14 protein-coding genes are annotated in these 12706 nt (G+C 65.8%); 6 read left to right on the forward strand and 8 right to left on the reverse strand.

From position 1 onward, the window contains the following. Window positions 1-38: 38 nt before the first annotated feature. From M4578_RS02395 to M4578_RS02430, 8 genes are all read right to left on the reverse strand, one after another. A complete protein-coding gene (locus M4578_RS02395; RefSeq protein ID WP_258091834.1) occupies window positions 39-2039 on the reverse strand; it encodes an acetyl-CoA carboxylase biotin carboxylase subunit in 2001 nt (666 codons plus the stop codon). Between the two features lie 145 nt (window positions 2040-2184). Next, window positions 2185-2388 carry a hypothetical protein gene (locus M4578_RS02400; protein ID WP_258091835.1) on the reverse strand — a complete coding sequence of 68 codons (204 nt, stop codon included), beginning with the start codon at window positions 2386-2388 and terminating at the stop codon, window positions 2185-2187. 337 nt (window positions 2389-2725) lie between these two features. Next, the gene (locus tag M4578_RS02405; protein ID WP_258091836.1) at window positions 2726-3088 is read right to left on the reverse strand and encodes a hypothetical protein; all 363 of its coding nucleotides are present in this window, start codon (window positions 3086-3088) and stop codon (window positions 2726-2728) included. Between the two features lie 69 nt (window positions 3089-3157). Continuing rightward, window positions 3158-3535 carry a hypothetical protein gene (locus M4578_RS02410; protein ID WP_258091837.1) on the reverse strand — a complete coding sequence of 126 codons (378 nt, stop codon included), beginning with the start codon at window positions 3533-3535 and terminating at the stop codon, window positions 3158-3160. Between the two features lie 213 nt (window positions 3536-3748). Further along, window positions 3749-3892, reverse strand: coding sequence for a hypothetical protein (locus M4578_RS02415; protein ID WP_258091838.1), 144 nt, complete (start codon window positions 3890-3892; stop codon window positions 3749-3751). A 214-nt stretch (window positions 3893-4106) separates the two neighbouring features. After that, window positions 4107-4523, reverse strand: coding sequence for a DUF6497 family protein (locus M4578_RS02420; protein ID WP_258091839.1), 417 nt, complete (start codon window positions 4521-4523; stop codon window positions 4107-4109). Then, window positions 4520-4837, reverse strand: coding sequence for a hypothetical protein (locus M4578_RS02425; protein WP_258091840.1), 318 nt, complete (start codon window positions 4835-4837; stop codon window positions 4520-4522). The genes M4578_RS02420 and M4578_RS02425 overlap by 4 nt, the downstream gene beginning before the upstream one ends. A 40-nt stretch (window positions 4838-4877) precedes the next feature. Then, entirely contained in the window at window positions 4878-6410 is a 1533-nt protein-coding gene (locus M4578_RS02430) for an acyl-CoA carboxylase subunit beta (RefSeq protein ID WP_258091841.1), read from the reverse strand. Between the two features lie 174 nt (window positions 6411-6584). On the opposite strand from M4578_RS02430, the gene M4578_RS02435 reads away from it, so the two are divergent. From M4578_RS02435 to M4578_RS02460, 6 genes are all read left to right on the forward strand, one after another. Beyond that, window positions 6585-7811 carry a multidrug effflux MFS transporter gene (locus tag M4578_RS02435; protein WP_258091842.1) on the forward strand — a complete coding sequence of 409 codons (1227 nt, stop codon included), beginning with the start codon at window positions 6585-6587 and terminating at the stop codon, window positions 7809-7811. Window positions 7812-7902: 91 nt separating this feature from the next. Further along, window positions 7903-9294, forward strand: coding sequence for a helix-turn-helix domain-containing protein (locus M4578_RS02440; RefSeq protein WP_258091843.1), 1392 nt, complete (start codon window positions 7903-7905; stop codon window positions 9292-9294). Between the two features lie 251 nt (window positions 9295-9545). Next, window positions 9546-9833, forward strand: coding sequence for an Asp-tRNA(Asn)/Glu-tRNA(Gln) amidotransferase subunit GatC (gene gatC / locus M4578_RS02445; RefSeq protein WP_076696397.1), 288 nt, complete (start codon window positions 9546-9548; stop codon window positions 9831-9833). Beyond that, complete coding sequence (gatA, locus tag M4578_RS02450) at window positions 9830-11317, forward strand: Asp-tRNA(Asn)/Glu-tRNA(Gln) amidotransferase subunit GatA (protein WP_258091844.1); 1488 nt, start codon at window positions 9830-9832, stop codon at window positions 11315-11317. Before gatC ends, gatA begins: the two co-directional genes overlap by 4 nt. Window positions 11318-11354: 37 nt before the next feature. Then, a complete protein-coding gene (locus M4578_RS02455; protein WP_258091845.1) occupies window positions 11355-12047 on the forward strand; it encodes a hypothetical protein in 693 nt (230 codons plus the stop codon). Further along, complete coding sequence (locus M4578_RS02460) at window positions 12008-12703, forward strand: N-acetylmuramoyl-L-alanine amidase (RefSeq protein WP_258091970.1); 696 nt, start codon at window positions 12008-12010, stop codon at window positions 12701-12703. Before M4578_RS02455 ends, M4578_RS02460 begins: the two co-directional genes overlap by 40 nt. The last annotated feature ends 3 nt before the right edge of the window (window positions 12704-12706 follow it).

Below are 12706 nucleotides of genomic sequence, written 5' to 3' on the forward strand. Positions count from 1 at the left end.
GCGAAACAGCCCTATATCCCGGCACGGCCGTCATGGCGTTATTCGAACTCCATGATCACATCGTCCACGGCCAGGCTGTCGCCCGGACCCGCGTTGATCTTCTTGACCACGCCCTTGCGCTCGGCGCGTAGGATGTTCTCCATCTTCATCGCCTCGACGGTGCAGAGCGCCTGACCCTCCTGCACCTCGTCGCCCTCGGCCACATCGACCTTCACGATCAGACCCGGCATCGGGCAGAGCAGCAGCTTGGACGTGTCCGGCGGCAGCTTTTCGGGCATCAGACGGGCCAGTTCGGCCTGACGCGGCGTGCGCACGTTGACCTTCAGATCGGCGCCGCGGCTGCGGATGCGGAACCCGCCCGAAATCTTGCCGACCTTCAGAACCAGCGGACGCCCGTCCACCGACATATGGGCCAGAGACTTGCCCGGCGTCCAATCGCCATCGACCCGGATCGCGGCCCCGTCCGCAAAGGTCACGGTGGCGCCCGCCTTGTCGGCGTCGATGGTGACATCAAAGCTCTCGCCCTGAAGCGTCACGTTCCAGACCGTGCCGACCTTGCGCTCGTGGTTGTCGAGCGTCCCCGAAATCCGCGCACGGCGAATCTCGGCAACCCGGTTCATCGCCGCCGCCGCCGCCGCGATGTCGCGCAGCTTGGGCTCGGAAAGCGTCACCCCGTCGAACCCCTCGGGATATTCCTCGGCGATGAAGGCGGTCGAGATATTGCCGGTGACAAAGCGCTCGTGGTCCATCACCGCCGCGACGAAGGGCAGGTTGTGGCCGATGCCCTCGACCTCGAAACTGTCCAGCGCGTTGCGCATGGTCTCGATCGCTGCCTCGCGGGTCGGTGCCCAGGTGCAGAGCTTGGCGATCATCGGGTCGTAATACATCGAGATCTCGCCGCCCTCGTAGACGCCGGTATCGTTGCGCACGATGCCCTCGCCCAGCGCGCCCTCGGCAGGCGGGCGGTAGCGGGTCAGACGGCCGATGGAGGGCAGGAAGTTGCGGTAGGGATCCTCGGCGTAAAGCCGGTTCTCGATGGCCCAGCCGTTGATGGTCACATCGTCCTGGGTGATGCTCAGCGGCTCGCCATTGGCGACGCGGATCATCTGCTCCACCAGGTCGATGCCGGTGATCAGCTCGGTCACCGGGTGTTCCACCTGAAGGCGGGTGTTCATTTCCAGGAAGTAGAAGTTCTTGTCGCCATCGACGATGAATTCCACCGTGCCGGCAGAGGTGTAATCCACCGCCTTGGCCAGCGCGACGGCCTGCTCGCCCATCGCCTTGCGGGTCTCGGGATCGAGGAAGGGCGACGGCGCCTCTTCCACCACCTTCTGGTTCCGCCGCTGGATCGAGCATTCGCGCTCGTTCAGCCACAGCCCGTTGCCATGCGCGTCGCAAAGCACCTGGATTTCGATGTGGCGCGGCTGCGTGACGAATTTCTCGATAAAGATCCGGTCGTCGCCGAAGGAGCTGGCCGCCTCGTTCTTGGACGACTGGAAGCCTTCGCGCGCCTCGGTGTCGTTCCAGGCGATCCGCATGCCCTTGCCGCCGCCGCCGGCGCTGGCCTTGATCATCACCGGATAACCGATGTCGTTCGAGATCTTCACCGCCTCGTCCGCATCCTCGATCAGCCCCATATAGCCGGGCACGGTGCTGACACCGGCTTCCTGAGCCAGCTTCTTCGAGGTGATCTTGTCGCCCATCGCCTCGATGGCGCCCTTGGGCGGTCCGATGAAGGCGACGCCGGCGGCCTCGAGCGCATCGGCGAATTTCGGGTTCTCGGACAGGAAGCCATAGCCCGGGTGTACCGCCTGTGCGCCGGTCTGCTTGATGGCGTCCATGATCTTGTCGATGATGATATAGGACTGGTTCGCGGGCGGCGGGCCGATATGCACCGCCTCGTCGGCCATCTCGACATGCAGCGCGTGCTTGTCGGCATCGGAGTAGACGGCCACCGTCTTGATGCCCATCTTGCGCGCGGTCTTGATGACCCGGCAGGCGATCTCGCCACGGTTGGCGATCAGGATCTTATCGAACATACTCTGTCCCTTTCATTGCATCTTGCGGCCTGCGGACGCCCGGGCGCACGCGGCATGAACACGAAAACGGCCACCGGGGCGCATCGCCCCGGTGGCCGGTTCAGAAAAATGCGCGCGGCACGCGGCCGCGCGATGGATCAGCGTCTCAGCAGCGCGACGGGTAGCGCTGGCAATAGGCGATGTTGCCGGCCGCGCCGACAACGGCGCCGGTCGCGAGGTCGCCATCGACGGCGACAGCGGTGGCCGCACCGGCCCCTGCGCCGATGAGCGCCTGTTCGCCCAGCGTGTCGCCGCAGGCCGAGAGCCCGGCCAGCGCCGCGCCGAGAGTGAGGAATTTGACGATCTGCATTGTTCTCCGTCCCTAATGGATTTGACTGCCGATGCAGCCATAACCCACAGAACGACCCTCGGGTTCCAGCCCGATTTCCGCCACAGAGCGTGATCGGCAAGCCTTTGCCGATCAAGGATTTTCCGGTCTGAAACGGGAAAAACGGACGACGGGCCAGGGGATGTACCACGTCGTCCGCAAGGGGAAGGGTAACGGTGAATGAAAGGTGCCCTACGGAGACACCGAACAACTCGCAACACGGTTAGATTGCCCGAGTCGCCCGACCCCGCATAGAAGAAGCTGGCCGCCGCAGAGACATCGGCGCGGTTTCGCGCAAACTCGCCTTCCGGTGGCAAGATCACGCCCATTCCTCGCCCTCCTCGAACGCATCGGGAAAGGCCGCGCGGGCCGCCTGCTCGTCGATGATCAGCAGCGCGTCATAGCTTTCGGGATCGAACGGATCGTCATAGGGCAGCACTTCGCGCCCGAAGAGCCAGCTCAGCCGCCCGGCGTCGAGATTGCCGCGTTCAAAGGGTTCGGTGCCAAAATAGGCCCAGAGCGACGCCATGAAGGCAAGATCCGCGCGCTTGTCCACGGATTTGCGGTCGCGATAGCGCTCGCGCCGGACCAGCGGGGTGACCCCCTTGGGATTGGCCCGGCGAATGGTGAACTGGAAGTCGGTGCCGGGAAGGCGCCCGGGGAAACCGCGATGCTTCAGCATGACACGCTCTCCCCGGCCGGACCAAAGCCCCCGGCACCGCTGTGGGTGACCCCGTCAGGGAACCGGCGCTCAGCTCCCCTGAGACTGATTGTTGTTCTGGTTGTTATTCTGATTGTTGTTCTGGTTCTGGGTGTTTTCACGGTTCTGGTTCTGGTTGCCGGAGCCCGTGCCGGTGTCGGTATCGTCACCGCCGTCGTCACTGCCGCCACCGGCACCGCCCGATGTGCTGCCGTCGCCGCCGGCGGCCATTCCGGTTGCCGCGGGCGCATAGGCCACGGGAACGCAGACCTCGCCCTGCAGAACGTAATCGCCGGGGCAATAAAGCGCATTGCCGAATTTGTCGGCGATGGGCTCCGGCCCGACCGGCACCGGAACGGGCTCGCTTTGCGTACAGGCGAGCAGCCCGCCCGAGGCGAGCAATGTGAGAAGGATGTTACGTGCGTGCATGTCACTGTCCCCGCGACAATCGTGGATGAGAGCGATTCAGCGCATTCTGCGCAGGATCGGGGACCATGGTAACCGGGTCGTGAGAAAATGTCATGAAGTCCGTCTCTTACAGACGGAAAAACACGAGCTGAGGGGACGAAGACACGCCCAGCCCGCAGCGGCGCCACGGCGCCCGAAAGGGGGACGGGCCGAAGGGCCCGTCCCGAAGTCCGGTTACTTGTACTTACCGGTGTAGACGGGCTCGACGCTGATCGGCTCGGGATCGACCACGACGAACTCTTCTTCCTGCTGACCGCCGCAAGCGGTGAGGCCGAAGTAAAGGCCCAGCATGGCAAGAACTTTGATGCTCTTGGACATCTCTTTCTCCTGTCAGGTTCAACGAAACCGACAGGACCTGTCGGCCCTGCCTGTCCTCGTTCCGAGGTAACGATTGCTTGGGTGCAATCGTTTTCGACCATATCCGAAACAGGGCGTGAAAGATATTGGGCCCGCACGCAGACGCCAACCTGTGACTCGAAAGCCGCATTCACTTGTCCACATGAGAAACGGCTCGCAAGATGTTGTGGAAACATCAGAAAGCCTCCCAGATGCAGAGACCGTCCCGAAGGCTGTAGGCCTCGAAATATTGCCGGACACTCGGCGAAGGATCGCCGAATTCGACCGGCTCCGCCATGAGCGAGATCACGATCCGCGCGGCTGCGGGCGTGGCCTCGGCAAGCTCCGGCGCGGCGATGTCCTGGCAGAGAAAATCCATATCTGCCGCCACCTCCTCATATGGGCGCGGCTGCGCGCCGCCGATTTCAGGCGCGAGAAAGCGGAACCGGTAGATCGCCCCGCCGCCGGGATCGTCCCACAGCATCTCGTGAAAGGCGACCGGCATGCCCGAGGGCACGGTCACCGTCTCATCCAGCGCCAGCGCAGACGCAGGGCCAGCCAGGCAAAGCGCCAGCATCAGCGCCCTGGGCCCCTTCCCGACCCGCATCGTCATGCCGCCCACCCGATCCAGCGGGCGCGGTTGCCGCGATCTTCCAGCACCGCCGCGATGCGCGCTTCGGCCACCGCGCGCGGCGCGGCGCCGTCGAGCTGCCCGCCGGCGCGCAGTACGAGCCCCTCCGGTGTCTCGCGCAGCGACACGCAGGGCGAGAACCCCCGCAGATCCTGCAACGCGCGCCAGAGATCCTGGCGCACCTGATGCGCCAGCCTCCCCTTGCGGGCGACACGCGGCAGCCGGGTCTCGACGCTCAGGTCGAAACGCGGCGGCCAGCGCCGGGCAAGGGTCAGCGCCTCGCCGTCCCGCTGCATATGCCAGCCCCTGTGGCCCATCACTCCTCCCCGGACCGGCTCAGAGCGGGATATTGTCGTGCTTCTTCCACGGATTGCTGAGCTTCTTGTTGCGCAGCATGGCAAAGGCACGGCTCACCCGGCGACGGGTCGAGCGCGGCTGGATCACCTCGTCGATGAACCCGCGTTCGGCCGCCACGAAGGGGTTGGCGAAACGATCTTCGTAATCCTGCGTGTGCTTGGCGATCTTCTCGGCATCGCCCAGATCGGCACGGTGGATGATCTCGGTCGCGCCCTTGGCGCCCATCACCGCGATCTCGGCCGTCGGCCAGGCATAGTTCACATCGCCGCGCAGATGTTTGGAGGCCATCACGTCATAAGCCCCGCCATAGGCCTTGCGGGTGATCACCGTCACCTTCGGCACCGTCGCCTCGCCATAGGCGAAGAGCAGCTTGGCACCGTGCTTGATGACGCCGCCGTATTCCTGGCCGGTGCCCGGCAGGAAGCCCGGCACGTCCACAAAGGTCAGGATCGGAATCTCGAAACAGTCGCAGAACCGCACGAACCGCGCGGCCTTTTTCGAGCTGTCGATGTCGAGACAGCCCGCCAGCACCATCGGCTGGTTCGCCACCACGCCCACGGTCTGGCCTTCCAGGCGGATGAAGCCGGTGATGATGTTCTTGGCGTGCTCTTCCTGGATCTCGTAGAAATCGCCCTCGTCCGCGACCTTCAGGATCAGTTCCTTCATGTCATAGGGCTGGTTGGCGTTTTCCGGGATGATCGTGTCGAGCGAATTTTCCACCCGGTCCACATCGTCGAAGAAGGGTCGCACGGGCGGCTTTTCGCGATTGTTGAGCGGCAGGAAATCGACCAGGCGCCGCACCTCGGCCAGCGCCTCGACATCGTTTTCGAAGGCGCCGTCGGCGACCGAGGATTTCTTGGTGTGGGTGGAGGCCCCGCCCAGCTCCTCGGCGGTCACCACCTCGTTGGTCACGGTCTTCACCACGTCGGGGCCGGTGACGAACATGTAAGAGGTGTCTTTCACCATGAAGATGAAATCGGTCATGGCGGGCGAATAGACCGCGCCGCCGGCGCAGGGGCCCATGATGACCGAGATCTGCGGGATCACGCCCGAGGCCTCGATATTGCGCTGGAAGATCTCGGCATAACCGGCCAGCGAGTCGACGCCCTCCTGGATCCGCGCACCGCCGGAATCGTTGAGACCGATCACCGGGGCGCCGTTCTGCACTGCCATATCCATGATCTTGCAGATCTTCATCGCATGGGTGGCCGAGACAGAGCCGCCCAGAACGGTGAAGTCCTGGCTGAAGACATAGACCATGCGGCCATTGATCGTGCCCCAGCCGGTGACCACGCCATCGCCATAGGGACGGTTCTTTTCCATGCCGAAATCGGTGCAGCGATGGGCGACGAACATGTCGTATTCTTCGAAACTGCCCTCGTCGAGCAAGAGCTCGATCCGTTCGCGCGCGGTCAGCTTGCCCTTGGCATGCTGCGCATCAATCCGCTTCTGGCCCCCTCCGAGCCGCGCCCCGCTGCGGCGCTCTTCCAGTTCGTGCAGAATGTCTTTCATGGCCGTCCCTTTCGTTTGGCAGGACCATACAGAGGCGGCATGGCCGCTCAAGTCAAATTCGGCAAATTTGCAAATTGTGGAAAGAGTCAAATTTGCGAAACGCAAAATCGCAAAATCACCTCATCCGCGTGCGCCGAATGGACATTTCCCCGTTTCGGCCCTACCCCTTTCTCCATGCAAACCGCGCCTCTGGTCCGTTTTCTGGACCGCACGACTCCGCCGCATATTGTCACACTTATCCTGCTGGCAGGTTTATCCGCGCTTGCGATGAACGTCTTTTTGCCCTCGCTGCCCAACATGACGGCGCATTTCAACACCGAATATCGCCTGATGCAGCTTTCGGTCGCGATCTACCTGGGCGTGAACGCGGTTCTGCAGATCCTCATCGGACCCGTCTCCGACAAGTTCGGGCGCCGCCCGGTGATTCTCTGGGGGCTCGGGCTGTTCCTGGTGGCGACGCTGGGCTGCATCTTTGCCCCCAACGTGGCGGTTTTCCTCGCCTTCCGCATGTGTCAGGCGGTGATCGTCACCGCCATGGTGCTGTCGCGCGCGGTGGTGCGTGACATGGTTTCGCAGGATCAGGCCGCCTCGATGATCGGCTATGTCACCATGGGGGTCGCCGTGGTGCCGATGGTCGGCCCGGTTTTCGGCGGCGTGCTGGACCAGATGTTCGGGTGGCAGGCCAGCTTCTGGATGCTCTTCGTGCTTGGCGCCCTCATCCTCTGGCTGAGCTGGCGCGATCTGGGCGAGACCTCGCGCGCCAGCAGCCTGTCGCTCGCGCGGCAGTTCCGCGAATATCCCGAACTGCTGCGCAGCCCGCGGTTCTGGGGCTATGCGCTGACCGCCGCCTTCTGCTCGGGCGCCTTCTTCGCCTATCTCGGCGGCGCCCCTTTCGTCGGCTCGCAGGTGTTTGGCCTCGACCCCGCCACGCTGGGCTTTTTCTTCGGCGTGCCGGCGGTGGGCTATTTCACCGGCAACGGGCTGTCGGGGCGGTTCTCGGCCCGGGTCGGCATCAACCGGATGATTCTCTGGGGCTGCCTGATCAATGCCGGCGGGCTGGGGATGGCGCTGCTGGCCTTCGCTTTCGGCTTCCAGTCGGAATGGACCTTCTTCGGCTTCATGGCCTTTGTCGGGCTCGGCAACGGCATGACCATCCCCAACGCCACCTCCGGCTCGCTGTCGGTGCGTCCGCATCTGGCGGGCACCGCCTCGGGCCTCGGCGGCGCGATCATGATCGGCGGCGGCGCGGCGCTGTCGGCGCTCGCGGGCGCACTGCTGAAACCCGGCACCGGCGCCTGGCCGCTGCTCTGGCTGATGTTCGCCACCGGCGCCGCCTCCATCGTCGCCATCCTCATGGTGATCCGCCGCGAACGCCGGCTGCGGGGCCTGGGAACGCTCTGACCTCCGCCACATGAGGGCTGGACCTCGCCCGCTGGATTTGCAAAGTAGCTCCCCACCCGACGCTAATCTGCAAACGGGCACGGAGGGGATCATGGCCACACGCAAGCTCTATGCGGGCGCCAAGCTGCGCGACCTGCGCGGACGGCTCGGGCTGACGCAAAAGGATTTTGCCGCCAAGCTGGGGATTTCGCTGCCCTATCTGAACCAGATGGAGAACAACAACCGCCCGGTCTCGACCACGGTGGTGCTCGCACTGGCGCAGGAATTCGGCTTCGACGTGACCGAGCTGGGCCAGGGCGACAGCGAGCGGCTGGTCTCGGACATGCGCGAGGCGCTGGCAGACCCGGTCTTCGGCGAAACGCCGCCGCTGGCCGATCTGCGGCTCACCGCGTCAAACGCCCCGGCCCTCGCCCGCGCCTTCCTCGAACTGCACCGCGCCTATCGCCAGACCCACGAACGGCTGGCCTCGCTCGACGAGGCGCTGGGGCGCGAAGGCGCGCAGCTCCAGCCCTCGCCCTGGGAAGAGGTGCGCGATTTCTTTCACTATTGCGACAATTACATCGACGCGGTGGACCGTGCGGCCGAGCATTACGCGCAGCACCTCGCCGGCGATATGCGCGCCGCGGTGATCGCCCGCCTGCGCGAACGCGGCATCGCGGTCGAGATCACCCAGACCGCCACGCTGCGCGCCTACGATCCCGAGCGCCGGCAGCTCACGCTCTCCGGTCTGGTGCCGCCCGAGACCCAGACCTTTCAGCTTCTGGTACAGATCGCTCTGCTGCGGCAGAACGACCTTCTGGAAGCGACGCTGGATCTGGCCCGGTTCCAGTCCGACGCCGCCCGCGCCATCGCCAAGCTGGGGCTGGCGAATTACTTCGCCGGCGCCGCGCTGATGCCCTATGGCCGGTTTCTTGCCGCAGCCCAGGAGACGCGCCACGACCTGGAACTGCTCGCCGCGCGTTTCGGCGCCTCGATCGAGCAGGTGGCGCATAGGCTCTCGACGCTGCAGCGGCCCGGCGCCAAGGGCATCCCCTTCTTCTTCGCCCGGGTCGATCAGGCGGGCACGATCACCAAGCGGCACTCGGCCACACGGCTGCAATTCGCCCGCTTCGGCGGCGCCTGCCCGCTGTGGAACGTGCACCGCGCCTTCGAGACGCCGGGCCGCTTCCTGCGCCAGCTCGCCGAGACGCCGGACGGGGTGCGCTATGTGCTGCTGGCCCGCGACGTCACCAAGCGCGGCGGCCATTTCGGCGCCCCCGTCCGGCGCTATGCCATGGCACTCGGATGCGAGGTGAAGCATGCGGGCGCGCTGGTCTATGCGGACGGGCTCGACCTGGGCCGCGACGGCGCCTTCGAACCCATCGGCATCTCCTGCCGGATCTGCGAGCGCACCGATTGCCACCAGCGCTCGGTGCCGCCGCTGGAAAAGCGGCTGTCGATCCATCCCGAACGGCGTGAAGTGGTGCCCTACTCGCTGGAATAGCCCGGTTTGCGACGCGGTGGGCAAATTGCCCACCCTACCTTGCCCGGCATGACAGGCGCCGTGCTTGCGGATGCCTCCGGCGGGCGTATTGGGAAAGAGAAGAAGCACAAGGGTGCGCCCCTGCCCCTTCTTCTCTTTGCAAATCCGCAAAAGAAACCTTGCGACACCGGCGCGGGACCGCCGGGCGCTTGCGACCACAGACATGGCGGAGTAAAGCGGGCGGGACGTATTCAGGACAACGGAGACCCCCGATGTCGATCGACACCGATACCGCCGCCCGCGTGGCGAAACTTGCCCGGATCCGGGTGGAGGACGACCAGCTTCCCGCGCTGGCGCAGGAGTTTTCCAATATCCTCGATTTCATCGAACAGCTGAACGAGGTGGATGTGGAGGGCGTCGAGCCCATGGTCTCGGTCACGCCGATGCGGCTCAAGCGCCGTCAGGACGGGGTGACCGATGGTGGCATGCAGGACAAGATCCTGTCCAACGCCCCCGATGCCCGCGAGGGCTTTTTTGCCGTGCCGAAGGTGGTGGAATGAGCGATCTGACGAAGCTGAAAGTGGCCGGGGCGCGCGACGCGCTGCGCGCCGGCGATGTGACCTCGGTCGAGCTGACCGAAGCCTGCCTTGCGGCCATCGAGGGCGCGGGCGCGCTCAACGCCTTTGTGCACAAGACCCCCGAGATCGCGCTGGAGCAGGCCAGGGCCGCCGATGCCCGCATCAAGGAAGGCGAGGCGCCGTCGATGTGCGGCATCCCCATGGGGATCAAGGATCTTTTCTGCACCAAGGGCGTGGCCAGCCAGGCGGCGAGCCGCATTCTCGAAGGTTTCCGGCCGGAATACGAATCCACCGTCACCACGCAGCTTTTCGACGCCGGCGCGGTCATGCTGGGCAAGCTCAACATGGACGAGTTCGCCATGGGGTCCTCGAACGAGACCTCGTGCTACGGCAACGCGGTGAACCCCTGGCGGCGCGGCAATGACGACACCGCCCTCACCCCCGGCGGCTCCTCGGGCGGCTCGGCGGCGGCGGTGGCGGCGGATCTCTGCCTCGCGGCGACCGGCACCGACACCGGCGGCTCGATCCGCCAGCCCGCCGCCTTCACCGGCATCACCGGCATCAAGCCGACCTACGGGCGCTGCTCGCGCTGGGGCATCGTGGCCTTTGCCTCCTCGCTCGACCAGGCGGGCCCGATGACCAAGGACGTGCGCGACGCGGCCATTCTGCTTCAGGCCATGTGCGGCCACGACGCCAAGGACAGCACCTCCGCCGACCTTCCGGTCCCGGATTTCGAGGCGATGCTCACCGGCGACATCAAGGGCAAGACCATCGGCATCCCGCGCGAATACCGCATGGAGGGCATGCCCGAGGAGATCGAGGCGCTCTGGACCAGAGGCCGCGAGATGCTGGCCGATGCGGGCGCGAAGATCGTCGATATCTCGCTGCCGCACACGAAATACGCGCTGCCCGCCTATTACGTGATCGCGCCCGCCGAAGCCTCGTCGAACCTCGCGCGCTATGACGGGGTGCGCTACGGCCATCGCGCCAGGCTCGCCTCGGGCGAGGGCATCAACGACATGTACGAAAAGACCCGCGCCGAGGGCTTCGGCCACGAGGTGCAGCGCCGCGTGATGGTCGGCACCTATGTGCTGTCGGCGGGCTTCTACGACGCCTACTACAATCGCGCCCGCAAGGTCCGCACGCTGATCAAGAAGGACTTCGAGGAGGCCTTTGCCGCGGGCGTCGATGCGATCCTGACGCCTGCCACGCCCTCCGCCGCCTTCGGGCTCGGCGAGATGCAGGAGGCCGATCCGGTGCAGATGTATCTCAACGACGTGTTCACCGTCACCGTGAACCTCGCCGGGCTTCCGGGCGTCAGCGTTCCGGCGGGTCTGGACAAGCAGGGCCTGCCGCTGGGGCTGCAACTGATCGGACGCCCGTGGGAGGAAGGCGATCTGCTGAATACCGCCTACGCGCTGGAGCGCGCCGCCGGGTTTGTGGAAAAACCCGCGAAATGGTGGTAAGACCGCTCAAAACAAGGGTGACGGGCAGAACAGAACAATGAAAAACGTATTCCTTTGCGGTGTGGCAGCGCTGGCGCTGTCGGCATGTTCGCCCTCCGTGCCGGACAGCGGTACGGGGGTCGGGTTCGAAGACTACCGGACCTATTCGCAACGCCAGCTCGACGCGCAGCGCCAGGCCAGCAGTCAGATGACCGTGCAGCCGCCCACCGCGGTCGAAAGCCGGACACTCGACGATGCAGACACGCGCGCCGCAGCGACCGCCGCCGCGCAGAACTCCGGCGTGGCCCCGGTCGAGGCCTCGCCCTCGAACCCCGCGCCGCAGGTGGTGACCAATGCCGCGGGTATTTCGAACGAGAACAATTTCGAGGCGGTCTCGGCCGAACGCGACATTCAGGCCGACGCGGCGCTGATCGCGCAGAACCGCGCGCAGTACCAGCTCATCACCCCGACCGACCTGCCGCCGCGCCCGGACAGCGACGCGCCCAATATCGTGGAATACGCCCTGCGCACGACCAACCCGGTCGGCGTGACGCTCTACAAGCGCTCGGGCCGCTATGACGGCAACCGCATCTCGCGGGCCTGCGGCGCCTACAACTCCTCCGATCTCGCGCAGGAGGCATTCCTCTCCATGGGCGGGCCCGACCGGGACCGCAAGGGGCTCGACCCCGATGGCGACGGCTTTGCCTGCGCCTGGGATCCCGCGCCGTTCCGCGCGGCGCGCGGCGGCTGACCCCGCTCTGGCATCCCAGCGACAATTTCGGCCCGCGCCGGCTTGGCGTGCGGCCGGATCTGGTCGTGCTGCACTACACCGCCATGGAATGCGCCGAGGCGGCGCGCGACTGGCTCTGTGATCCTGCCTCCAACGTCTCTGCGCATTATGTCCTGGGCCGCCATGGCACCTGCTGGCAGCTCGTGCGCGAGGATATGCGCGCCTGGCATGCCGGGCTCGGCGCCTGGGGCAGCGTCGAGGAGGTCAACTCGCGCTCGATCGGGATCGAGATCGCCAATACCGGGTTCGAACCCTTTCCCGAACCGCAGATGGCCGCCCTGGAAACACTGCTCGCAGGCATCCTCGCTCGCTGGGGGATCCCGCCGGACCGGGTGATCGGCCATTCCGACATGGCCCTGGGACGCAAGATCGACCCCGGCCCGCGCTTCGACTGGGCGCGCCTCGCCCGCCGGGGCCTGGCGATCCGCCCACAAGCGGCAGCCCCCGGCGATTTCCACGCCGATGCGCGCCGCTTCGGCTATGTCTTCACCGAAGACCAGCACCCGGCACTGCTGACCGCCTTCCGCGCCCGCTTCCGCCCCGGCGCCGACGGGCCGCTCGATACCGCCGACCGCGCAATCATGGCCGGGCTCGCCGCCCGCTCGCCGGCGGTCTGACGC

It is taken from the genome of Salipiger pentaromativorans (genome assembly GCF_024721115.1).
In the GTDB taxonomy this organism is placed as follows: domain Bacteria; phylum Pseudomonadota; class Alphaproteobacteria; order Rhodobacterales; family Rhodobacteraceae; genus Salipiger; species Salipiger pentaromativorans.